At 72.8% G+C, this 22,041-nt stretch carries 20 protein-coding genes; 15 read left to right on the top strand and 5 right to left on the bottom strand.

The window, feature by feature from the left end:
- Positions 1-48: 48 nt before the first annotated feature.
- The 10 genes from ACZ6ZP_RS07460 to ACZ6ZP_RS07415 all read left to right on the top strand — a co-directional run bounded on the left by ACZ6ZP_RS07460 (position 49) and on the right by ACZ6ZP_RS07415 (position 9,957).
- Positions 49-1,008: a LysR family transcriptional regulator gene (locus tag ACZ6ZP_RS07460; protein WP_469405924.1), complete on the top strand. Its 960-nt coding sequence runs from the start codon at positions 49-51 to the stop codon at positions 1,006-1,008.
- Between the two features lie 152 nt (positions 1,009-1,160).
- Complete coding sequence (locus ACZ6ZP_RS07455) at positions 1,161-1,913, top strand: TetR/AcrR family transcriptional regulator (RefSeq protein ID WP_399973025.1); 753 nt, start codon at positions 1,161-1,163, stop codon at positions 1,911-1,913.
- Between the two features lie 88 nt (positions 1,914-2,001).
- Positions 2,002-2,451 (top strand): hypothetical protein, encoded by a 450-nt coding sequence (locus ACZ6ZP_RS07450; RefSeq protein ID WP_469405922.1) that lies wholly within the window; start codon positions 2,002-2,004, stop codon positions 2,449-2,451.
- 7 nt (positions 2,452-2,458) lie between these two features.
- Complete coding sequence (locus tag ACZ6ZP_RS07445) at positions 2,459-3,151, top strand: TIGR03086 family metal-binding protein (RefSeq protein ID WP_351158342.1); 693 nt, start codon at positions 2,459-2,461, stop codon at positions 3,149-3,151.
- 99 nt (positions 3,152-3,250) lie between these two features.
- Entirely contained in the window at positions 3,251-4,018 is a 768-nt protein-coding gene (locus ACZ6ZP_RS07440; protein ID WP_351158340.1) for a DUF4142 domain-containing protein, read from the top strand.
- A 109-nt stretch (positions 4,019-4,127) separates the two neighbouring features.
- Positions 4,128-5,441 carry an MbnB/TglH/ChrH family RiPP precursor modification enzyme gene (locus ACZ6ZP_RS07435; RefSeq protein WP_361467960.1) on the top strand — a complete coding sequence of 438 codons (1,314 nt, stop codon included), beginning with the start codon at positions 4,128-4,130 and terminating at the stop codon, positions 5,439-5,441.
- Between the two features lie 10 nt (positions 5,442-5,451).
- Positions 5,452-6,429 carry a TIGR04222 domain-containing membrane protein gene (locus ACZ6ZP_RS07430; protein ID WP_366462143.1) on the top strand — a complete coding sequence of 326 codons (978 nt, stop codon included), beginning with the start codon at positions 5,452-5,454 and terminating at the stop codon, positions 6,427-6,429.
- Positions 6,430-6,574: 145 nt separating this feature from the next.
- Complete coding sequence (locus ACZ6ZP_RS07425) at positions 6,575-7,429, top strand: DUF4142 domain-containing protein (RefSeq protein ID WP_468612374.1); 855 nt, start codon at positions 6,575-6,577, stop codon at positions 7,427-7,429.
- Between the two features lie 41 nt (positions 7,430-7,470).
- Positions 7,471-8,232: a TIGR04222 domain-containing membrane protein gene (locus ACZ6ZP_RS07420; protein WP_399973013.1), complete on the top strand. Its 762-nt coding sequence runs from the start codon at positions 7,471-7,473 to the stop codon at positions 8,230-8,232.
- 105 nt (positions 8,233-8,337) lie between these two features.
- Positions 8,338-9,957 carry an alpha/beta hydrolase gene (locus ACZ6ZP_RS07415; protein ID WP_383823670.1) on the top strand — a complete coding sequence of 540 codons (1,620 nt, stop codon included), beginning with the start codon at positions 8,338-8,340 and terminating at the stop codon, positions 9,955-9,957.
- Positions 9,958-9,960: 3 nt separating this feature from the next.
- Here ACZ6ZP_RS07415 and ACZ6ZP_RS07410 read toward each other — a convergent pair whose 3' ends face one another.
- The 3 genes from ACZ6ZP_RS07410 to hemG form a co-directional block, all read right to left on the bottom strand.
- On the bottom strand, positions 9,961-10,362 hold the full coding sequence (locus ACZ6ZP_RS07410; RefSeq protein WP_469405918.1) for an RNHCP domain-containing protein: 402 nt from the start codon (positions 10,360-10,362) through the stop codon (positions 9,961-9,963).
- Between the two features lie 159 nt (positions 10,363-10,521).
- Positions 10,522-11,241 (bottom strand): hydrogen peroxide-dependent heme synthase, encoded by a 720-nt coding sequence (gene hemQ, locus ACZ6ZP_RS07405; RefSeq protein WP_351158322.1) that lies wholly within the window; start codon positions 11,239-11,241, stop codon positions 10,522-10,524.
- Between the two features lie 4 nt (positions 11,242-11,245).
- A complete protein-coding gene (gene hemG / locus ACZ6ZP_RS07400; RefSeq protein WP_469405916.1) occupies positions 11,246-12,697 on the bottom strand; it encodes a protoporphyrinogen oxidase in 1,452 nt (483 codons plus the stop codon).
- Between the two features lie 141 nt (positions 12,698-12,838).
- Here hemG and ACZ6ZP_RS07395 point away from each other — a divergent pair, with 141 nt between their 5' ends.
- Both ACZ6ZP_RS07395 and ACZ6ZP_RS07390 read left to right on the top strand, forming a co-directional pair.
- Positions 12,839-13,783 (top strand): DUF4349 domain-containing protein, encoded by a 945-nt coding sequence (locus tag ACZ6ZP_RS07395; protein WP_469405914.1) that lies wholly within the window; start codon positions 12,839-12,841, stop codon positions 13,781-13,783.
- A 37-nt stretch (positions 13,784-13,820) separates the two neighbouring features.
- Positions 13,821-15,203: an FAD-dependent oxidoreductase gene (locus ACZ6ZP_RS07390; RefSeq protein WP_469405912.1), complete on the top strand. Its 1,383-nt coding sequence runs from the start codon at positions 13,821-13,823 to the stop codon at positions 15,201-15,203.
- 22 nt (positions 15,204-15,225) lie between these two features.
- Here the strand turns inward: ACZ6ZP_RS07390 and ACZ6ZP_RS07385 are convergent, their stop codons facing one another.
- Positions 15,226-16,203 (bottom strand): hypothetical protein, encoded by a 978-nt coding sequence (locus ACZ6ZP_RS07385; protein ID WP_361467983.1) that lies wholly within the window; start codon positions 16,201-16,203, stop codon positions 15,226-15,228.
- A gap of 65 nt (positions 16,204-16,268) precedes the next feature.
- A complete protein-coding gene (hemE, locus tag ACZ6ZP_RS07380; protein WP_351158308.1) occupies positions 16,269-17,336 on the bottom strand; it encodes a uroporphyrinogen decarboxylase in 1,068 nt (355 codons plus the stop codon).
- Between the two features lie 121 nt (positions 17,337-17,457).
- On the opposite strand from hemE, the gene ACZ6ZP_RS07375 reads away from it, so the two are divergent.
- The 3 genes from ACZ6ZP_RS07375 (at position 17,458) to ACZ6ZP_RS07365 (ending at position 20,488) form a co-directional block, all read left to right on the top strand.
- Positions 17,458-18,126 carry a DUF3000 domain-containing protein gene (locus ACZ6ZP_RS07375; RefSeq protein ID WP_351158305.1) on the top strand — a complete coding sequence of 223 codons (669 nt, stop codon included), beginning with the start codon at positions 17,458-17,460 and terminating at the stop codon, positions 18,124-18,126.
- A gap of 328 nt (positions 18,127-18,454) precedes the next feature.
- The gene (locus tag ACZ6ZP_RS07370) at positions 18,455-19,117 is read left to right on the top strand and encodes a response regulator transcription factor (protein ID WP_160507754.1); all 663 of its coding nucleotides are present in this window, start codon (positions 18,455-18,457) and stop codon (positions 19,115-19,117) included.
- A 78-nt stretch (positions 19,118-19,195) separates the two neighbouring features.
- Positions 19,196-20,488 (top strand): HRDC domain-containing protein, encoded by a 1,293-nt coding sequence (locus ACZ6ZP_RS07365; protein ID WP_469405909.1) that lies wholly within the window; start codon positions 19,196-19,198, stop codon positions 20,486-20,488.
- The last annotated feature ends 1,553 nt before the right edge of the window (positions 20,489-22,041 follow it).

Here is a 22,041-nt window from a genome sequence, read left to right as displayed (position 1 = left end):
AAGTAATCATTGCCCGAAATGGAATTACAGGGGAATCACCTGAAGGGAATGACGCCCATGAGCAGCAGTCCGGAGCCTTCGGAACCCATCGTCGACGCCCATCTCGCCGTCGCGCTCGACGCTCTGCTGGCCGAGCAGAGCGTCACTCGTGCCGCCGCGCGCCTGCGCACGTCCCCCGCCGCCATGAGCCGCACGCTCGCCCGCCTCCGGCGCATCCTCCAGGACCCCCTCCTGGTCCGGGCCGGGCAGACGATGGTCCCCACTCCGCGCGCCCAGGCGCTGCGTGACGAGGCCGCCACGGTGGTGCGCAGGCTCGGAGCGCTGCTCGCCCCCGACGGCGGGGTCGACCCCGCTGCCCTGCGCGGCACCTTCACCCTCCAGGCCGCCGACCTGATCGGCGCGGCCCTGGCCCCCGGGCTGCTCAGGCTTGCCCAACAGGAGGCGCCCGGCGTCTCGTTGCGGTTCCGTGCCGAGGATCTAGAGGCCGGTCCCGCCCTCCGTGACGGCAGGATCGACCTGGAGGTCGGCTCCATCGACCACGTCGACCCCGAGACCCGGGTCGAGGAACTGGTCGCCCTGCGGATGGCGGCGGCCGTCCGGCCCGGACACCCCCTCACCGAAGGGACGTTGACCCCGGAACGGCTCGCCGCCGCCGAGCACGTCGTGGTGAGCCGCCGCGGCCGGTTCACGGGGCCGCTGGACGCCGCCCTGGCCGAGCTGGACCTCCAGCGGCGGGTCGTCGTCGTCCTGCCCAGCCACATGGCGGCGATGGCCCTCGCCGCCGGCAGCGACGTCGTCTGCCTCGTCCCCACCGCGCTTCCCGGCGCCGCCCCCACCCCCCTCACCGACCCGGCCACCACCCTCGGCCTGCGCCTCCTCGACATCCCCCTGCCCCTGCCGCCCCTGTCCGTCGGCATGGCATGGCATCCCCGCCAGGCGGCCGACGGAGGCCACCGCTGGCTCCGCGACACCGTCCGCAGGACGCTCCTCGCACCCGGGAGCCCGTGAACCAGGGAGCCGGGCCATCTGACGTGCGCGCCCACAAGCCCGGCGCCACGAGAGAGGATGTCCCTCGGGAAACGAAACGTACGACGGACTGGGCAACCAGACGGACTGGGCAACCAGACAGAGCACGACGGAACGGCGCTGAGGAGACCGGCATGGCGAGCGAGCTCGGCGTGAGCGAGGACGCGGGAGCAGGCGCGAGCCCTGGCGCTGGCGCGAGTCCTGACACCGGCGCGGGCCCCGCCACGCGCACGAGTGCCGGCGCGGCGGGCACCAAGCTCGACGGCCGTGTCGAGCGCGGCAACCAGACCCGGCGCCTCGTCCTGCGCCGCACGGTCGACATCGCCTCCGTCGAAGGCCTGGACGCGCTGTCGGTCGGCCGGATCGCCACCGAGCTGAAGCTCAGCAAGAGCGGGGTCTTCGCGCTCTTCGGCTCCAAGGAGGAGCTGCAGCTCGCGACCGTCCGCGCGGCGGCCCGCATCTTCCTGGACACCGTGGTGGAACCGGCCCGGCAGTCCCCGCCTGGCCTCGACCGCGTGTGGCAGCTGTGCGCGCGCTGGCTGGACTACTCGGAGCAGCGGGTCTTCCCCGGCGGCTGCTTCTTCTACGGGGTGATCGCCGAGTTCGACGCCCGCGAGGGTGCGGTGCACGACGCACTGGTCCGCGCCGACCGCGACTGGATCGGCCAGGTGGAGCACTGCCTCACCGAGGCCCGCGACACCGGCGGCCTGCACCAGGACACCGACGTCCCCCAGCTCGCCTTCGAGCTCATCGCCTTCTTGGAGACGGCGAACGCGCACTCGGTGCTGCACGGCGGACCGGCCGCCTACCGCAGGGCGGGCGTCGCCATCACGGCACGCCTGCGCGCGGCGGCGACGGACCCGTCACAGGTGCCTCAACTCCCCTGACGGCCCCGCGGATCGGGCTCCGCACGTAATCCGTACCGACTCCGAGAAACAAGTAGCACGACCGTTCGTTTAGATTTATGCTCACGCCATGCCTTCACCGATCGCGCGACAGATCACACGCTCCCCCTGGCAAGCGGGGCCCGAGGCACACACGCCGGGCCCGGTCCTGGTGAGCGTCACGGAGTTCACCGCCCACCGGCACACCCAGACCGCCCCGATCGCCCTGGCGGGGCTGCGTCTGCGCCGGACCTGGTCGGGGACGCCCGGCGCCGTCGGCATGTGGCTCTGGGCCGACCCGTGGCACAAGCGCTCGGGATCGGTCTCGTTCTGGATCGACCAGCGGTCCATGTACGCGTTCGTCGGGCGCCCCGACCACGTACGGATCGTCCGCGCGCACCGGGACCGGGGCACGATGCGCGCCACCGCCTGGACCGCGGACCGGCTCGACACGGACGCCGCCTGGGTCGTCGCGCACCCGCTGCTCGTCGACCCGGCCGCCTGGCCGGGCCCGGCCGTTCACGCCAAGGAAGGACCCTGATGACCTCATGAACGACGTCACGAACAACGCCATGGGCGACGCCACGAACGACCTCGTCGCACTCGACCGCACCGCCGTCCGGGAATCGGTCCGCGTCCTGCGCGCCGCCCGCGACACCGACTGGGAACGCCCCTCGCCCTGCGCCGGTTGGACGCTGCGCGACCTGGTGGCGCACATGACCGCGCAGCACCACGGATTCGCGGCGGCGGCGCGGGGCGCGGGCGCCGACCGTACGTACTGGATCGCCCCGGATCTCGGCCGCGACCCGTTCAAGGTCTACGACGAGTCGGTGCGGCACGTGCTGGCCGCGTTCGCCGAAGAGGGCGGAGCCGGTGCAGCGGGCGGAGCCGGTCAAGTGGGCTCAGACGGTGAAGTGGGCGTCCTGGAGCGGGGGTTCACCCTTCCCGAGATCGGGGGGACGTTCACGGGGCGGCTCGCCGTCGGCTTCCACTTCCTGGATTACGTGGTGCACTCCTGGGACGTGGCGGCGACCATCGGCGTCGGGCTCGACCTCCCGCGGCCGGTCGTGGAGGCCGCGCTCGACATCGCCCGCCGGGTGCCCAAGGACCCCGAACGCCGGGGCCCCGGCGCCGCGTTCGCGCCGGTCCTGCCCACGCAGGAGGACGCCTCCCCGCTGGAGGAGATGCTGGCCCTCCTGGGGCGCGACGCCGGATGGGCCCCAAGCCCCTCACACCGGTGAAGCAATGCGTTGAACATCACGCACGCCTCTTCCGTATCTCCTGGTACCAGGAAGTAGCTTGCCTCCACGGCAGGTTGACGGGCAGGGAGGCACGGCACATTGCGGCGCATCAACGGCACGGCTCTGATCATCGCGGCACTCGTGGCCACACTGGGCGCGCTCGCGTTCCCCATGTGGTCCTACGCCGACCGTTCGGGCACGGGGCCCGCCAACCTGGCCGCCGGATCGGTGGCCACGCAGTGGGGGCCCCTCTCGGCGGCCGACCGCGATCTGCTGGTCAAGGTGCGGCTCGCGGGGCTGTGGGAGCTGCCCGCCGGCCAGCAGGCCGTCGAGCGGGCGCCGACCGAGGCGATCAAGGAGGCCGGTGACCATCTGATCGTCGGCCACACGGACCTCGACAAGCGGGCCCGTTCGGTCGCGGCGCAGCTCGGCGTGGAGCTGCCGAACCAGCCCACCGCCCAACAGCAGGGCTGGCTCCAGGAGTTGACCGAGGCCAGCGGCGAGACGTACCAGCGGAAGTTCGTGAATCTGCTGCGCGTCGCGCACGGCAAGGTGTTCAGCGTGATCGCGCAGGTGCGCGACAGCACCCGCAACACCCTGATCCGGCAGCTCGCCAGCGACTCCAACCAGACGGTCCTGGACCACATCACGATGCTGGAGGCGACCGGACTCGTCGACTTCGACGACATCGCGAACGGCGGCGCCGCCACCGCGACGGCCAGCCCCAGCGGCCCGCCGCCGCCCTCCGGCGTCGCTCCCCCGGAGCCTCCGCCGGCCGGTCCGACCGGCGACGTGTCCACGACGTCGCGGCCCTCGCCCGCGCCGCCCGGAGAGGTCAACACGGACAGGCCGGAACCTCAAATGTAGCTCTGAACGTCCCTCCTCAGGGGTTCGCAAGCGTCTGTCGGGGCCATGACCCCTGCACACGTTCACAAGACACGGGCACGACGCGGGGTCTTGGCGGAGGAGGGGGAACATGAAGCACCTGGGGACCGGAATCGGGTGGCGTCCGGAGATCGCGGACGCCGTGGAACGGATGCCCGGCATCGACTGGGTCGAGGCCGTCGCGGAGAACCTGTGCCCCGGGCACCTCCCCGACTCCCTCCTGCGGCTGCGCGAGCGCGGCGTCACGGTGGTGCCGCACGGCGTCGCACTCGGCCTCGGCGGCGCCGACCGCCCCGACGAGACCCGCCTCGCCGCGCTGGCCGAGCGTGCGGAGGCGCTCGGCTCACCGCTGGTCACCGAGCACATCGCGTTCGTGCGTGCCGGGGGCCCGCTGACGGCCTCGCAGCCGCTGGAGGCGGGCCACCTGCTGCCGGTGCCGCGCACCCGCGACGCCCTGGACGTGCTGTGCGAGAACGTGCGCATCGCGCAGGACGCGCTGCCGGTGCCGCTCGCGGTGGAGAACATCGCGGCGCTGATCTCCTGGCCCGGCGAGGAGATGACGGAGGGGCAGTTCCTCTACGAGCTCGTGGAGCGCACGGGCGTACGCCTGCTCATCGACGTCGCCAACCTGCACACGAACCACGTCAACCGCGGCGAGGACCCCGCCAAGGCCCTGGACGAGCTGCCGGTCGAGGCCATCGCGTACGTCCATGTCGCGGGCGGCTTCGAGCGGGACGGCGTCTGGCACGACAGCCACGCCCACGCGGTCCCCGAGCCGGTCCTCGCGATCCTGTCGGACCTGGCGTCACGGGTGACCCCGCCGGGCGTCCTGCTGGAGCGGGACGAGAACTTCCCCGCGCCGCAGGAGCTCGAACGGGAGCTGGACGCGATACGGGCGACGGTGCGGACGCGGGCGCCCGCTTCCGGTGAGTGCGCCACCGGCACGGCGCCGGACGCCAGTGAGCCCACGGCACCGGACGCCGTCCCCGCCGCCGCCCGCCAGCGGCTCGCCCTCGCGCAGACCGCGCTGCTCTCCGCGCTCGTCGCGGGCACGCCCGCGCCCGAGGGGTTCGACCGGGCCCGGCTGACCGTGCAGAGCCGTGCGTTGACCGGCAAGCGAGCGGACGTCGTGGCGAAGGTGGCGCCCGAGCTGCCGGAGATCCTCGGCAAGGGCTATCGCGCGCAGTTCTTCGCGTACGCCCAGGCCCGGCCGATGACCGGCGGATACCGGCGCGACGCGATGGACTTCGCCGAGCGGCTGCTGCTCGCCGGGCAGCCCGAGGACGCGGAGGCGCGCGGCCGTCTCACCCGGTGGTGGCTCGAGCGCTCCGGTCCCGCGCCGCTGGACGCGCGGCCGGTCACGCGGTGGCTGCGCGCGGCGCGGTTCGCGCTGCGGCGGGGCTGAGGGGGCGGCCGTGGAGATCCTGTCCATCGGCTTCGCCCTGCTGGTCGCGGTCTCGTCGGCCGTCCTCCTCGTCGGCGTCTCCCGCGTCCGGCAGCCCGCGCCGCAGCAGCCCGACGCACGGCACGGAGCCGTGTTCGACCCCCTGGAGGCCGCCTTCCTGGCCAGTGGCCCGGGCCGGGTCGCGGACGCTGCGATCGCGGCCCTGCACGAGGACGGACGCCTGGTGGTCGCCTATCCCGGCGTCGTCGCGATCCGGTCGACCGAAGTCCGCAACCCGGTGGAGGGCGCGGTGCTCCAGGCCCACGCCGCCGCGCCGAGCGGCGCCCTGCACTGGCTGCGCATCGGCGTGATGCGCAGCCCCGCCGTCCAGGCGATCGGCGACACCCTGGCCCGGCGCGGCCTGCTGGTGCGCCCCGAGGCCCTGGCCCGCCTGCGGCGTCACAAGATCCGGCACAACGCCCTGAGCATCGCCGGGTTCTGTCTCGTCATCGCGGTGATCGCCGCCGAGGACGGCGACGGCCCCGGATGGGACCCCGTCAGCGCGTCGACCATCCTCCTGATCGTGGCCTGGGTGCTCGGCGCCCTGGTCGGCCGGCTCTGCAGCCGTGCCACCCGCACCCGGGTGACCGCCGCAGGCCGGACCGCCCTCGCGGAGTACCGCGCCGCCGGCGCGCAGGTGTTCGGCGCGGCGCACCGCGTGGCGGTGGAGGGCCTGGTCGGCGTGCTCGACCCCGAGCTGCAGGCCCAGCTGCACGCCGCGCACCGCGTCCGGCCGGGCAGTACGCCGGGCACGGCCGCGCCGTTCACCAGCTCCGGCGCGGGCACACCCGTGTGGTGCGGAAGCGGCGTAGGCGGATCGGCGTGCGGCGGCTCCGGCTGCGGGAGTTCCGGCGGCGGCTGCGGCGGCTCCTCCTCGTCCTGCGGCGGGGGCGGCTCCGGCGGAGGCGGTGGGGGCTGCGGGGGCGGCGGCGGAGGCGGCAGCTCCTAGCCCGCTGCCCGGGAGATCGCCGGGGGAACAGCGCCCGCCCGCATCCCATGCCCCTTACCCGTACGGCAGTTGACGTACTCCGGGCGGTATTCCGCAGTCGCCTCCCCGCGGCGCACTAACGTGCGGCGGTGCAACAGGAGGCGTCATGCGATCCATCAACGGCACCGGCCTCATCGTCGCGGGGCTCGTCGCGACGCTGGCCGCACTGCTCTTCCCTCTCTGGTCGTACGAGGACAGGTCGGGCACCGCCCTGGCCAGACTCGACGCGGAGAGCGTGTCGACGGAGTTCGGCCCGCTCTCCGCGCTCGACCGCGACTTCATCACCAAGGTGCGCCTCGCGGGCCTCTGGGAGCTCCCGGCCGGACAGCAGGCCGAGGCGCGCGGCACCAGCAAGGCCGTCAAGACGGCGGGCGAGCATCTCGTCGAGGGGCACACGTTCCTGGACGCGCGGGTCCGCGAGGTGGCGGCGCGGCTCAACCTGGAGCTGCCCAATCAGCCGACCTCGCAGCAGCGGGGCTGGCTCGACGAGATGAGCGACGCGCACGGCGACGCGTACGACGAGAAGTTCGCCAACATCCTGCGCGCCGCCCACGGCAAGGTCTTCTCGGTGGTCGCCGAGGTCCGCGCGACCACCCGCAACTCGCTGGTGCGCACGCTCGCCGACGACGCGAACACGACGGTCCTCGACCACATCACGGTCCTCGAAGGCACGGGTCTGGTCGACTTCGACGATCTGGCGCGCGACGCGGCATCGGGGCGCCCCGATCCGGTGACCCGTTCCCCCGCCCCGCCGGGCCCGGCCGAGTCCCCCGATCCGCCGACCCCGGTCTCCCCCTCCCCCACGTTCTCGCTGCCTCCACCGGCGTCCCGCCCCAAGCCCGAGGAGCGCGACGAGAACAAGGAGCGTGACGAGAACACGCCGCGCGACGAGGGCAAGGAGAAGCCCCGCTCGAAAGCGGAACGTCACGCACCCGCGCGGCCTCGTCCGCATGCTGGATAACCCGTGGCGCGGCCCCCACCGCCTCGCATACAACACCGGTCATGTTCTGGCTTCCGCTCCTTCTCGTGGCCTGGGTCGCGACGGGCCTGTCCTGTGCCCGGCTCTGCCTCACCGCGTACCGCGCGGCCCCGCACGGCGCGGCCCCGGGTGACCGCCGTGAACTGACGCTCTACGAAGCCGCGTTCCTCTCCGGCGGCCCCGCCCGCGTCACCGACCTCACCCTGGTGTCGATGGCCCGCACCCGGCGGCTGCTGCTCGCGCACACCGGCTGGGCGACGGTCGTCGACCCGGTGGGCTGCGACGAGATGGAGCGTTCCGTGCTCGGCGCGATAGGGCCCGCGGGGCAGTCGCCGATAGCTCCGGTGCGCAGGGCCGCGGCCGGCACCGAGGCGATGCGCGCCCTCGCCGACCGCCTCGTCGCGGCCGGGCTCGCCCTGCCCGAGGGCTCCTGGTCGGGAGTCGCGGGAGCGGTCCGGCAGGTGCGGGCCGCCGCGGCGGCGGTGATCGCGCTGGGGGCCGTCGCCCTCCTGATGCCCGCTCAGGCGCCGCCGGGAGAGGTGCACGTGGCTCTCTGGTTCGCGCTGCCCCTGGCCTTGAACCTGAGCTGCCTCGCCGTCGCCCGCTTCGAGATCCACCCCTACCCCCGCTGGGCCTCCCCCGCGGGCCAGCTCCTGCTGAGCGCGCTGCCCGCGCGCGGCGGCTCCGACCTCACCGCCGTCGCCGTACGCGGCACGCGCGCGCTCGCGGACCCGGAGCTGCGGGCGGCTTTCGCGCACCGGGATACGGCGCATCGGGGTCATTGAGCCCGACACGCCCGACACCGGCGGTGCGGTGCTTTACTTCGCCATTTACCGAACGAATCATCCCTTTTGTTCGAGCACGCACCGCCGAATGAAGGATGAAGCGCGATGAGAGCAGCAGCCGCCCTCTACGGAACCGCCGGATCCCTGGTCCTGACCGCACTCGTCGCCGCACCCACGGGAAGCGCGTCCGCGGCCGACACCTCCCCCTACCCCGAAGCCCAGGGCACGCTCGTCGCGGCCCAGCGCGCCACGGCGGCCGGTGTCCGCTTCGGCGCCTGCCCGGCGGCCGAGGGCCTGCCCCCGTCCGTCAAGTGCGGCACCGTCTCGGTGCCGCTGGACTACGCCCGCCCGGACGGCAAGCAGATCAAGCTGACCGTCAGCCGCACCAAGGCCACGCAGAAGGCCGAACCGCGGCGGGGCAAGGCCGTCAAGCGGCAGGGCGCCCTCGTGTTCAATCCGGGCGGCCCCGGCGGGTCCGGGATGTACTTCCCGATGGTCGGCATGATCCCCGAGTGGAAGCGCATCGCGGCGGCGTACGACCTCGTGGGCTACGCCCCGCGCGGTGTCGGCCGCTCGGCACCGATCTCCTGCCAGGACCCCAAGGAGTTCGCCAAGGCGCCGACGCAGGCTCCGACCCACCCCGACGCCGCGTACAAGCTCAAGCGCGTCAAGCAGGCCAAGGCGTACGCGGCGGGCTGCCTGGAGCGCTCCGGGGAGGCCGTGCGGCACTATTCGAGCCTGAACAACGCCCGTGACCTGGATGTGCTGCGGGCGGCGCTCGGCGAGAAGAAGCTGACCTTCATGGGCGCCTCGTACGGCACCTACTTCGGCGCCGTGTACGCGTCGCTCTTCCCCTCGCACGTGCGCCGCATGGTGTTCGACTCGGCGGTCAACCCCGCTCCCGCGCAGATCTGGTACCAGAACAACCTCGACCAGTCCGCGGCCTTCGAGCACCGCTGGGGCGACTTCCGCACCTGGGTGGCCAAGCACGACAAGACCTACCACCTGGGCAAGACGCCCGAGGCGGTCCTGCGCAGCTACGAGAAGGTGCGCACCGAGCTGGCCACCAAGCCCGCGGGCGGCAAGGTCGGCCCCGGCCAGTTGCAGTCGGCGTTCCTCCAGGCCGGGTACTACGACGACTACTGGCCGACGCGCGCGTCGGCGCTCTCGGCGTACCTGAAGGGCAACCCGAAGCCGCTCATCGAGCAGGCCGCGCCCGAGCCGAAGGCGGCCAAGGAGCAGGAGAACGGCAACGCGGTCTACACGGCCGTGGAGTGCAACGACGCGCCCTGGCCGACGGACTTCGGCACCTGGAACCGCGACAACTCGCTCCTCGCGCGCAGCGCTCCCTTCGAGACCTGGGACAACGCGTGGATGAACCTGCCGTGCGCCTACTGGCCCGCGCCCCGGCAGCAGCCGGTGGACGTCGGCACGGAGAGGGGTGAGCTGCCCCCGACGCTGATCCTGGCCGCCGAGCGCGACGCGGCGACGCCGTACGCGGGCGCCCAGGAGCTGCACCGCAGGCTGGGCGACTCGGTCCTGGTGACCGAGCGGGACGCGGGCACGCACGGCATCGGCGGCGGCCCCAACAAGTGCGTCAACGGACACATGGAGGCGTACCTCCTGGAGGGCAGGCTCCCCGTGCGGCGCGCGGCGTGCGCACCGCACAAGGAGCCCGAGCCGCTGTCCGGCACGCGGGCCGCGGCTCTTCCCAAGGAGCACTAGCCGCTACAGGGCCCCGAGCCGTTCCAGCGGGAACGGCGGCTGGGCCAGCGGGCGCACCGCGAGCCTGGTCAGCGGCAGGGCGTTGTCGTCGCCCGCCGTGCGGTTGGCGTGCAGGACACCGCAGTGGGTGCAGCGGTGACGAGGACCCGCCCCCAGTCTTAAGGACCGGGGGGACCCCCGGCCGTCTCCGCGCACGGAGATGGCGAGAGGTTCCATCCGGGCTCCGCACTCCGCTGCCCGGTCGCCGGGGGTGTCGTCGAGGTGACGGCTCCACAAGCAGTTCGGGCAGTGGTTGCGGTGGTCGGTGCCGGGGGCGGTCATCGGTACGTCGAGACCGCACTGGAGGCAGCGGAAGGACTGGGCGCGCGCTTCAGTGCGGGCCCGCCGAGAGGTGTTGCGGGACATGGTGAGGATGACTCCTGAGCGTTGCGGAAGGGGATGACTCCGAGCTGTTCCGCAGGGCCCTGGGCATACACGCACCATCTTTCGTTCTCGGCTTCGACCTCTCGATGAAACGCTCACCGGGCGGGCACGGCAACCGAATTAACGCGGCGGCCGAACTGCCTAGGCGAGGCCCGCCACGAGGTCGGCGACCGACTTGCGGCGGCCGGTGTAGAACGGCACCTCTTCGCGGACGTGCATGCGGGCCTCGGAGGCGCGCAGGTGCCGCATGAGGTCGACGATGCGGTACAGCTCGTCCGCCTCGAAGGCGAGGAGCCACTCGTAGTCGCCGAGCGAGAACGAGGCGACCGTGTTGGCGCGCACGTCGGGGTAGCCGCGGGCCATCATGCCGTGGTCCTTGAGCATGCGGCGACGGTCCTCGTCGGGCAGCAGGTACCAGTCGTAGGAGCGCACGAAGGGGTAGACGCTGATGTAGTTGCGCGGCGTCTCGTCGGCCAGGAAGGCCGGGATGTGCGACTTGTTGAACTCGGCGGGGCGGTGCAGCGCCATGTTCGACCAGACCGGCTCCAGGGCGCGGCCCAGCTTGGTGCGGCGGAAGAGGTTGTAGGCCTCCTGAAGCTCGTCGGCCGTCTCGGCGTGCCACCAGATCATGACGTCGGCGTCGGCGCGCAGCCCCGACACGTCGTACGTGCCGCGGACGGTGATGTCCTTGGCGGCGAGCTGGTCGAACAGCTCCTGGACCTCGTCGGCGTAGCCGGCGCGGTCCTCGGGGAGCAGGTCGCGCAGCTTGAAGACGGACCACAGGGTGTAGCGAATGACCTCGTTGAGGTCCTTGGCCTTCTTGCCTGCGTTGGGGCTCTTGGCGGGGGCGTCGTCACTCATGACCCTATTCTCCTCCGCCGCCGTGCAGGCTCTGCACCGGGTTGGCGGTGAGCTCCTGCACACCGGCCAGGTCGCCGCCCAGCTGGTCGACGGCCGCGTAGGCGCTCGCGATGCACGCGGGGATGCCCACTCCGTCGTACGCGGCTCCGCAGACGGCGAGGCCGGGCAGCTTGGCCACGTGCTCGCGGACGCGGGCCACGCGCGCGTGGTGGCCGACGGGGTACTGCGGCAGGCCGTCGTGCCAGCGGGTGACGCGGGTGGCGACGGGCTCGGCGTCGAGGCCGATGGCCGCGCGCAGGTCGCGCCGGGAGAGGGCGATGAGGTCGGCGTCGTCGCGCCCCAGGATCGCCGTTTCGCCGTACCGCCCCACTGAAGTGCGCAGAACCAGCAGGTCGGGGTTCTCCTCGGCGATCCAGCCCCATTTGCGCGAGGCGAAGGTGGAGGCCTTGATGGTGTGCCCGTCGACGGGCGGCACGAGAAAACCGCTGCCTTCGGGGAGGTCGGTCTCGCTGCGGCGGTAGGCGAGGGTCATGAGGGCCATGGAGGCGTACTCGACGGTCGCCAGCTCGGCCGCCGCGGCGGGCGCCTCGACGCCCAGGAGCGCGGCGGCGGCGTAGGCGGGCACGGCGACGACCACGGCTTCGGCGTCGAGGGTCCGCTCCGCGGTGCTCACCTGCCAGCCATCGGGGGTGCGCCGCAGCTCGGTGACCGGCGCCCCGGCGCGGATCTCGCCGCCCCGCGCCCGCACCGACTCCGCGACGGCGAGCGGCAGTTGGCCGACGCCGCCCTCGATGCCCATGAAGACGGGTCCGGTCTGCTGGTTCTTCGCGGCGCGGGCCTGGATCTCGCGGACGCCCTCCGTGAGCGAGGCGTGCGTGCGGGCGGCCTCGAAGAGCTGCGGGACCGCCGAGCGCATCGAGATGCGGTAGGCGTCGCCCGCGTACACCCCGCCGAGCAGCGGCTCCACGAGGCGGTCGACGACCTCGCGGCCCAGGCGCGCGGCGACGTACTCGCCGACCGCGACGTCGTCCCCGACCTCGGTGGGCGGCAGGTCGCGGTCCTCCTCGATGCGCCGCAGGCCCTCGTCGGAGAGCACCCCGGTCAAGGCCGAAGCGTCGCCGGGCACGCCCATGACGTGGCCCTTGGGCATCGGCCGCAGGGCCCCGCGGGTCCAGATCGCGGCGGTCGCGGTGGCGGGCGGCTGGAGCCGGTCGGCGAGGCCCACCTCGCGGGCGAGGGCGACGGCCTCGGGGCGGCGGGCCAGCATCGACTCGGCGCCGAGGTCGACGCGGACGCCCTCGATCGCGCCGGGGAGCAGCTTGCCGCCGAGCCGGTCGGAGGCCTCCAGGACGGTCACGCGGGCTCCGGTGTCGAGCAATCGGTGGGCGGCTGCCAGCCCGGCGATCCCGCCACCGATGACGACGACATGACCCGTACGTGTGTCCGTTTCGCGCATGCCCCCCACTCTACGAGCCGCGCGACACGACGCGTACGAGTCCCGACCGTGACCTCATCGGGACCGGTCGGACACCATCGTTTCGCCCCTCCCCGGCGTCAAAGGAGCATCAGCGACCACGAACCTCGGGGGTACGTCGAGATGCTCGCGACCGGCACATCAAGGCACCGCACCGTCCAGGCACTCTCGGCCGTCCTGCTCGCGGCGGCACTCGCGCTCACCGGGTGCAGCGCGGGCGGCGACGGCGGCGGGGACAGCGACAAGGCGGCGGGCAGCGCCGCGCGGGAGGACGCGGCCGCGTCCGGCAACCAGGACGACAAGGGGGTGGCCGGGGGCGGCCGGGCGGATCAGTCCGGCAAGAAGAAGCCGCCCGAGCTCACCGGCACGCACATCATCCGCACCGCCACCCTGACCGTCCGCGTCAAGGACGTGCCGAAGGCCCTGGACGAGGCGCGCGCGGCGGCCACCGACGCGGGCGGCGTCGTCGGCGACGAGACCACCGACCGCGACGGCCGCGGCCACGAGCGCTCCCGCATCGTGCTGCGCGTCCCGCAGGACCGGTACGAGGAGGTGCTCACGGCGCTCGAAGGAACCGGCAAGCTGATCGAGCGCAAGGCCAAGGCGCAGGACGTCACCGAGCAGGTCGTCGACGTGGAGAGCCGCGTCAAGTCGCAGCGGGCGAGCGTGGAGCGCGTGCGGGAGCTGATGGACAAGGCGACGAAACTGAGCGATGTCGTCACCCTGGAGGGCGAGTTGAGCAGCCGCCAGTCCGAACTGGAGGCGCTGCTCGCCCAGCGTTCCTCGCTGAAGGACCGTACGAGCATGTCGACCATCACGCTCTCGCTCAGCGAGACGGCAGTGAAGAAGGTAGACGCGGGCGACGACGACCCGACGTTCTTGGACGCCCTGTCCGGTGGCTGGAACGCCTTCGTGACGATGCTGCGGTGGCTCGCGGTCGCCATCGGCGCGATCCTGCCGTTCGCGGCGGTGGCGGCGCTGTTGTTCCTGCTGTGGCAGCGCCTGGTGCGGCCCCGGCTGCCGCGGCGGCCCGCGGTGGCACCGGCGCGCGGGGGTGACGAGGACTAGAGGTCCGTCAACTGCCGCCGCGTCGTAGCGTGTCCGTATGAGTAGCGCGAGAGAGCGACTGGTGGTCATCGGGGGTGACGCGGCGGGCATGTCCGCCGCGTCACAGGCACGCAGGCTCAAGGACCCGAAGGAGCTGGAGATCGTCGCGTTCGAGCGCGGCCACTTCACCTCGTACTCGGCCTGCGGCATCCCCTACTGGGTCGGCGGCGACGTCCCTTCGCGGGACGAGCTGATCGCGCGTACGCCCGAGGAGCACCGGGAGCGCGGCATCGACCTGCGGATGTGCACGGAGGTCATGGAGATCGACCCGGAGGGCCGCCGGGTCCGCACCCGGGACCTGGAGTCCGGCGCGGAGGACTGGACGGCGTACGACAAGCTCGTGATCGGCACGGGCGCCCGGCCCATCCGCCCGGCCCTGCCCGGCATCGACGCCCCCGGCGTGCACGGCGTGCAGACCCTGGACGACGGCCAGGCGCTCCTGGACACGCTGGCCCGCACGCCGGGCCGCAGGGCGGTCGTCATCGGCGCGGGCTACATCGGCGTCGAGATGGCCGAGGCGCTGATCCAGCGGCGCTACGAGGTCACGGTCGTCAACCGCGGCGCCGAGCCGATGTCGACGCTCGACCCGGACATGGGCCGCCTCGTCCACGACGCGATGTCCGGCATGGGCATCGAGATGGTGAACGGCGCCGAGGTCACCAAGATCCTCACCGGCGACGACGGCCGGGTCAGGGCGGTGGCCACCGAGGACGCCGAGTACCCGGCGGACGTGGTGGTGCTCGGCATCGGGGTGCGCCCCGAGACGGGTCTCGCACAGGCGGCGGGCCTGCCGCTGGGCCGGCACGGTGGGCTGCTCACGGATCTGGCGATGCGGGTGCGCGGGCACGAGAACATCTGGGCGGGCGGCGACTGCGTCGAGGTACTCGACCTGGTCTCGGGCCGCGAGCGCCACATCGCGCTCGGTACGCACGCCAACAAGCACGGCCAGGTCATCGGCTCGAACGTGGGCGGGAGTTACGCGACCTTCCCCGGTGTCGTCGGCACGGCCGTCAGCAAGGTCTGCGACCTGGAGATCGCCCGCACGGGCCTGCGCGAGAAGGAGGCGCGGGCGGCCGGACTTCAGTACGCGACGGTGACCATCGAGTCGACGAGCCGCGCGGGCTACTACCCCGGTGCGGCCGTGATGACCGTCAAGATGATCGCCGAGCGCCTCACGGGAAAGCTGCTCGGCGTCCAGATCGTCGGCCGCGAGGGCGCGGCCAAGCGCGTCGACATCGCGGCCGTGGCCCTGACGGCGCGGATGACGGTGGACCAGATGACCGCGCTCGACCTCGGCTACGCACCGCCGTTCTCGCCGGTGTGGGACCCGGTTCTGGTGGCGGCGCGCAAGGCGGTCGCTGCGGTGCGGAAGGCGGGCTAGGCAGGCGGGCCTGACCGGCGCGCTAGGCCCCGAAGAGGGCCGCGCGCCGCTCCCGCAGCCGTGCGAGGGTCTCGCGTGCGGTGGCCGCGGTGAAGGCCGGGCACAGGAGCGTGTCCAGCGGTGCGCCCCACCCGCTGGACCGGTGCTCCTTCTCGTAGACCTCGCGGCCGGCCGGGCTGCTGAGATGGAGGCCGACCCGGACGGCGTCGGGGCCGCCGCTCGGCAGGCCGGGATGCCCGTCGTGCGCGCACGACGCGTCGGAGAGGTGCGCGAGGGCCTCTTCCAGGCCCGCGGCCAGCCCGTCGAGGACGGGCTTGGACCGCATCATGTCGGAGACGGCGTACCAGGACACGGCCGTGGTGACGATGACGAGGCCCGCACGGTCGTCGGGGTCGGTGGCCCGGCCGAGCGCGTCGCCGACGTACGCGATCTCGCGGTCCACCTCGGTGCCCGGCCGGGGGCAGCCGTGCAGGATGGCCGAGAGCGAGTCGATGTCCTGCTGGATGTCGTCGGGAAGGCGCGGCGGGACGCCGGTCGCCGAGCCGGGTTCGATGAAGTCCATGGCGATCCGCGCGAAGCCCGCGACGTTGAGCGGGCAGAGCCACTCGTCGCGCGGGCGCTCGTCCTCGTCCCACTCGGCGCTCTCGTCGGCCGCGGCCGACAGGATGTCGCGGAGCCAGAAGAGATGGTCCTCCAGCTCGTCCTCGGCGTACGGATGTCCTTCGTGGGCGCACGGCCGGTCCTTGAGCGCCTCGTCGGCGGCCTTCGCGGCGGCGAACACGGCGCCGGGCACGTCGTCGCCCGGCAGCCAGCCGACGTACGGCAGCATCATCACCAGCCCGAAGGTCCACTGATGCGCGAGCTCACCGCCGGGGTCCGCGGCGAGCTCACGGGCGCATTCCAGGACGATCCGGTCCATCTCCGCGTCGCCGCGGCGCTGGTAGTCGTCCTGGACTCCGCCCCAGGACTCGACGAGATCACCGATCTTCATCGCGGACACGTCTCGTCCCCCTCCTCACCCGTCACATTCAGGCGAGATTTTCGGCCAACTACGGACCGGCTCCGTCAGCGCGCGGTCCGCGTGTGGACATGCTCCACGAGCCGCGTCAGCGCGTCGGGGTCCGTGGCCGGCAGCACGCCGTGGCCGAGGTTGAAGATGTGCCCCTCAAGGCCGGCCGCGGCGTCCAGGACCTCGTCCGTCTTGGCCTCGATCGCCTCCCGCGTGGAGAAGAGGACCGCCGGGTCGATGTTCCCCTGGAGCGCCTTGCCGGGACCGACCCGCCGGGCCGCCTCGTCCATCGGGACGCGCCAGTCGACGCCCACCACGTCGGCGCCCGCCTCGCCCATCAGGCCGAGCAGTTCACCGGTGCCGACACCGAAGTGGATGCGCGGCACGCCGTACGGGGCCACGGCGTCGAAGACCTTTTGCGACGCGGGCATCACGGAGCGCCGGTAGTCGGCGGGGGCCAGCGCGCCCACCCACGAGTCGAAGAGCTGCACGGCGCTCGCGCCCGCCTCGATCTGCACCTTCAGGAAGGCGCCGGTGATCTCCGCGAGGCGGTCGAGCAGGTCGGCCCAGAGCTGCGGGTCGCCGTACATGAGCGCCTTGGTGTGCTCGTGGTTGCGGCTCGGGCCGCCCTCGACGAGGTAGCTCGCGAGGGTGAAAGGCGCACCGGCGAATCCGATGAGCGGGGTGGACCCCAGCTCGGCGGTCAGCATGCCGATCGCCTGCGTCACGTAGCTCACGTCGTCCGGCGTCAGGTCCCGCAGCTGGGCGAGGTCGGCGCGCGAGCGGATGGGGTTGGCGACGACCGGGCCGATGCCCGGCTTGATGTCGAGGTCGATGCCGATGGCCTTGAGGGGGACGACGATGTCGCTGAAGTAGATCGCGGCGTCGACCTTGTGGCGGCGCACCGGCTGGAGCGTGATCTCCGTGACCAGCTCCGGCATCATGCAGGACTCCAGCATGGCCGTGCCCTCGCGCACCTTGCGGTACTCGGGAAGTGAGCGCCCCGCCTGCCGCATGAACCAGACCGGCGTGTGCGGCACGGGCTCGCGCCTGCAGGCCTTCATGAAAGCGGAGTCGTACGTCGCTGCGTTCTGCTGGCCCGCGGGGCTGTTGTTGGCACTCACCCGGAAAGTCTCGCACGGGCCCGTGCGCCGCCCGCCCCGAGGGACACCCTGCCTTGACCGGGGCCCCTCTCACGGGTGTCTCTCCCTGCGCGAAGCCGCCGTTCCCCTTAATCTTCCCCGCATGGCTGCGGCTCAAGGACAACGGTCGGACGGCGCTGGCGAAATGGAAAGTACGGAGGGGAAGGTGGCGGAATCGGCTCCGTTGCCCTTTCGCGCGGCGGTCGAGGCGCTGCGCGGGGCACGGCTTCGGCCTGAGATCGAGATCGACCCGACGCGGCCTCCACAGCGCCTGGCCCCGCATGCGTACGCCCTGGAGGCGGCGGTGGTCGACGGCGACGAGGACCTGGCGGACGGACGTCTGGTCCTGCTGCACGACCCGGCGGGGCACGACGCCTGGCAGGGCACGTTCCGCCTCGTCACGCTCGTGCGCGCGGAGTTGGAGCCGGAGATGGCGGCGGACCCGCTGCTGCCGGAGGTCTGCTGGTCCTGGCTGACGGGCGCGCTGCAGGCGCGCGGTCTGGCCTGCGGGGAGCCGAGCGGCACCGTCACGCGGGCGGCATCGCACTACTTCGGCGGGCTCTCCGAGCGGCCGTCCGCCTCGCAGATCGAGATCCGGGCGTCGTGGACGCCGCGCGAGGGGCCGGGCGGTACGCCGGACACGGCGGCGCATCTCGCCGCGTGGTGCGATCTGCTCTGCCAGGTGGCGGGGTTGCCGCCGGTCAACCAGGGCGGGCACGGCGAGGGGTCCGTGGTGTCGCTGCCGCAGCGACGGGGGCCGCAGACGCCGTGACCTACGGCGGGATGCGGCCGGAAGGTCTGTAAGCCGGAGGGGGCTGGCAGGGAACGCCCCGGACCGGATGGAACCGGACAGAACCGGACGTGGCTGGATGCGGCTGGGCTGAACGGTCACGCGGATGAGCGAATGTGAACGACTGCGATTCGGGTTGATCTTCGGATGATCGATCATGTGTCCGAATGGTCCGAATTGTTACTCACCAAATCGTGATCATTCTCTAAAGGCGGGCGGGTTTGGTGCCGAAGACCTTGGTGACCTTGAAAGCACGGTTCGTCCCGGCTTCATCCCCGAGCCGGTTCAGTCCCGCACCCCAGGAGGCCTGGTGTCCGTTCTCCTCGAGCAGCCCGCAAGCCTGGTCGCCTACCGCCCGAACAAGCCGACCGCCATGGTCGTCGTGGCCGACCCGCGCGTCCGCTCCACCGTCACCCGCCACCTGTGGGCCCTCGGTGTACGCGACGTGATCGAGGCCTCGTCGATCGCGGAGGCTCGTCCCCGCATCGGCAACCCCCGTGACATCTGCGTCGCAGACGTCCACCTCCCCGACGGCTCCGGCCTGACGCTCCTCTCAGAAACCCGCGCGGCGGGCTGGCCGAACGGCCTCGCCCTCTCCGCCGCCGATGACATCGGCGCCGTACGCAACGCCCTCGCGGGCGGCGTCAAGGGCTACGTCGTCACCGGTACCCGCAACAATGTCGGTCTCCCCACCCGTCCCGGCGCCGCGCCCATCGGTTCGGCCGCCGCCCGAATGCACCGCCGCCCGCCCGGCGCCCCGAGCCACCCCGGTGGCTACCGCGAGCTGTCCGGCCGTGAGGTGGAGGTCCTCCGCCTGGTCGCGGAGGGCCAGTCGAACAAGGCCATCGGCGTCTCGATGGGGCTCTCGGCGCTGACCGTGAAGAGCCACCTCGCCCGGATCGCACGCAAGCTCGGCACGGGAGACCGGGCCGGGATGGTAGCGGTGGCCCTGCGCACCGGAATCATCCACTGACTCATTTACACCCCTCGCGCGCCCGTCGACGGAACGTTCCGTCGACGGGCGCTGTGCATACACAGATACCCTTGACAGGTGACCGACGCCCAAGAGACCGCAGCAGACAGTTCACTGCGAACCACCGGAGGCGGCCCTCCGGACGACGTCGAAACGGCGCCGATCCCTTTGCTCGAGCCGCGTGATGGCATTCCTCCGGTGGTCGCCGACGCAACCTCGCTCGCCGAGGTGATCGCCGCTTTCGCGGCAGGAAGTGGCCCCGTGGCCGTGGACGCCGAACGCGCGTCCGGCTACCGGTACGGCCAGCGCGCCTACCTCGTGCAGCTGCGCCGTGAAGGCGCGGGCAGCACCTTGATCGACCCCGTCGCCTGCCCCGACCTGTCGGAGCTCGGCGAGGCGATCTCCGGTGCCGAGTGGGTGCTGCACGCAGCCACTCAGGACCTGCCCTGCCTGCGCGAAATAGGCATGATCCCCACCAGCATCTTCGACACCGAACTCGCCGGGCGCCTCGCCGGTTTCCCCCGGGTCGGCCTCGGCGCGATGGTCGAGGGCGTGCTCGGCTTCGTCCTGGAGAAGGGCCACTCGGCGGTCGACTGGTCGACACGCCCGCTGCCCGACCCCTGGCTTCGCTACGCGGCGCTCGACGTCGAGCTGCTCGTGGACCTGCGGGACGCGCTGGAGAAGGAGCTCGACCGGCAGGGCAAGCTGGAGTGGGCCCGCGAGGAGTTCGACGCGATCTCCTCCGCGCCGCCGGCTCCGCCGCGGGTCGATCCCTGGCGCCGTACTTCGGGCATGCACAAGGTGCGCCGCCGTCGCCAGATGGCGGTCGTACGCGAGTTGTGGACCGCCCGCGACAAGGTCGCCCAGCGGCGGGACGTGTCGCCCGGCAAGGTGCTCAGTGACGGCGCGATCGTGGAGGCGGCGCTCGGGCTTCCGCCCAACGTGCACGCGCTCTCCGGGCTCACGGGCTTCGGGCACCGGATGGGGCGCCGTCAGCTGGAGCAGTGGCAGGCCGCGGTGGACCGGGCCAAGGCCCTGCCCGACTCGGAGCTCCCGCAGCCCGGGGCGACCGTTTCCGGACCTCCGCCGCCCCGCTCCTGGGCGGACCGCGACCCGGCCGCCGCGGCGCGCCTGTCCGCGGCGCGGTCGGCCGTCTCGGCGCTGGCCGAGGAGTTGAACATGCCGCAGGAGAACTTGATCACTCCGGACACGGTACGAAGGGTCTGCTGGGAGCCGCCGGCTCAGGTGGACGCGGATTCCGTGGCCGGGGCGCTTGCCTCGCACGGTGCGCGGCAGTGGCAGATCTCCCAGGTGACCCCGGCCTTGGTAACGGCCCTGACCCAGCCCCCGACGACCACCCCTCCGGGGTAACCACCACCTGACGCCGCGCCTCTCAGTGACAGCCACCCCCACGTGGCGCCGCCCCTCCCAAGTGACCGCCACCCCCACCTGACGCCCGGACCGCCGCTCAGCGCGGTTCTCCCCCACCCACCCACCCGTTCACCCCGCAGTGCAGGGGTGAGGGGCGGGTGGGTGGTCCGCGTCACTGGGCAAACTGCGCGCCGACATCCCCAAATCCCCAAGCCGCCGCTCCGCGGCGAATCTCGCCCACCCACCCACCCGATTACCCCGCAGTCGAGGGGTGAGGGGCGGGTGGGTGGTTCACGCCGGGGGTGGGGTGGAGCCTCACAGACAGCCACGGCCGGGGCCCCCTCTGATCGCTGCGGGGTGGGGCCGCTGACCTTTACGGGCGTGGGGGCAGCTGACCGTTACGGGCGTGGGGGCCGCTGACCGTGACGGACGGGGGGCCGCTGATCGTTGCGGGGGAGGAGGGTTCGGCTGACCGTTGCCAGGCGGATAGCTCAGCTGACCGCGGGGGGCGAAGCTCAACTGCCCGTTACGGGGCAGATAGGCGAGCTGACCACTGCGGGAGGCGGAGGCTCAACTAACCGCTGCGGGGGGGGTGGGAGCTCCGCCTGACCGCTGCGGGAGGGCGAAGGGCTCAGTCGATCGCTACAGGGCGGAGGCTCAACTGGCCACTGTGGGAGGCGAAGGCTCAACTAGCCGCTGCGGGGGGATAGCTCCGCCGACCGCTGTGGGAAGGCGGAGGGCTCAGCTGCCCGTTACGGGGCGGAGGGCTGATTGATCGTTGCGGGCAGGGAGCTCAGCTGACCGTTGCGGGGATGTTCGCCTGTACCGCCGCTTCGCGGCGGGTCTGTCCCACCCGCCCATCCGATTGCCCCGCGGTGCCGACGGATGCCGAGTAATGGGCGGGCGGGTGGGGAAAATCCGCCGCGAAGCGGCGGGACAGGAGTGTCACCACCGGCCCGCAGGGGACAGAGGACGGCACCTGGCGGACGCCGGGATCGGGCGGGCAGGCGGGACAGGGGTGCCCATCACCGGCTCGCAGGGGGCAGGGGGGCGGCACCAGGGCGGACGCCGGGTGATCGGGTGGGTGGGTGGGGAACATCCGGCGCGGAGCGGCGGGACAGGGGTGTTACCACCGGCCCGCAGAGGACCACTCGCCCACCCCCGCCACGACGCCAGGCGGACGCCGGGTGATCGGGTGGGTGGGAGGGAGGCATCCGGCGCGAAGCGGCGGGACAGGGGTGCCATCAGCCGCTCGCAGGGGACACAGGGCGGCACCAGGGCCGACGCCGGGTGATCGGGTGGGTGGGTGGGGAACATCCGGCGCCAAGCGGCGGGAACAGGGCGCCACCGGCCCGCAGGGGGCAGCACCAGACGGGCGCCGGGTGATCGGTGGGGAGACATCCGGCGCCAAGCGGCGAGAACAGGGCGCCACCGGCCCGCAGGGGGCAGCACCAGGCAGGCGCCGGGTGATCGGTGGGGAGACATCCGGCGCCAAGCGGCGAGAACAGGGCGCCACCGGCCCGCAGGGGGCAGCACCAGGCAGGCGCCGGGTG

The organism is Streptomyces sp. NPDC054047, assembly GCF_055585065.1.
The sequence above is the reverse complement of the archived record's forward strand: the minus strand, read 5'-3'. Positions and strand labels throughout refer to the sequence as shown.

What these genes read in the sequence shown, in the direction of transcription:
- ACZ6ZP_RS07450 (WP_469405922.1), top strand. Translation starts at nt 2,002, where the DNA reads ATGCCTTCACCGATCGCGCGACAGATCACACGCTCCCCCTGGCAAGCG.
- ACZ6ZP_RS07435 (WP_361467960.1), top strand. Translation starts at nt 4,128, where the DNA reads ATGAAGCACCTGGGGACCGGAATCGGGTGGCGTCCGGAGATCGCGGAC.
- ACZ6ZP_RS07410 (WP_469405918.1), bottom strand. Translation starts at nt 10,362, where the DNA reads ATGTCCCGCAACACCTCTCGGCGGGCCCGCACTGAAGCGCGCGCCCAG.
- ACZ6ZP_RS07375 (WP_351158305.1), top strand. Translation starts at nt 17,458, where the DNA reads ATGGCTGCGGCTCAAGGACAACGGTCGGACGGCGCTGGCGAAATGGAA.
- ACZ6ZP_RS07395 (WP_469405914.1), top strand. Translation starts at nt 12,839, where the DNA reads ATGCTCGCGACCGGCACATCAAGGCACCGCACCGTCCAGGCACTCTCG.
- ACZ6ZP_RS07425 (WP_468612374.1), top strand. Translation starts at nt 6,575, where the DNA reads ATGCGATCCATCAACGGCACCGGCCTCATCGTCGCGGGGCTCGTCGCG.
- ACZ6ZP_RS07390 (WP_469405912.1), top strand. Translation starts at nt 13,821, where the DNA reads ATGAGTAGCGCGAGAGAGCGACTGGTGGTCATCGGGGGTGACGCGGCG.
- ACZ6ZP_RS07415 (WP_383823670.1), top strand. Translation starts at nt 8,338, where the DNA reads ATGAGAGCAGCAGCCGCCCTCTACGGAACCGCCGGATCCCTGGTCCTG.
- hemQ (WP_351158322.1), bottom strand. Translation starts at nt 11,241, where the DNA reads ATGAGTGACGACGCCCCCGCCAAGAGCCCCAACGCAGGCAAGAAGGCC.
- ACZ6ZP_RS07445 (WP_351158342.1), top strand. Translation starts at nt 2,459, where the DNA reads ATGAACGACGTCACGAACAACGCCATGGGCGACGCCACGAACGACCTC.
- ACZ6ZP_RS07460 (WP_469405924.1), top strand. Translation starts at nt 49, where the DNA reads ATGACGCCCATGAGCAGCAGTCCGGAGCCTTCGGAACCCATCGTCGAC.
- ACZ6ZP_RS07455 (WP_399973025.1), top strand. Translation starts at nt 1,161, where the DNA reads ATGGCGAGCGAGCTCGGCGTGAGCGAGGACGCGGGAGCAGGCGCGAGC.
- hemG (WP_469405916.1), bottom strand. Translation starts at nt 12,697, where the DNA reads ATGCGCGAAACGGACACACGTACGGGTCATGTCGTCGTCATCGGTGGC.
- ACZ6ZP_RS07420 (WP_399973013.1), top strand. Translation starts at nt 7,471, where the DNA reads ATGTTCTGGCTTCCGCTCCTTCTCGTGGCCTGGGTCGCGACGGGCCTG.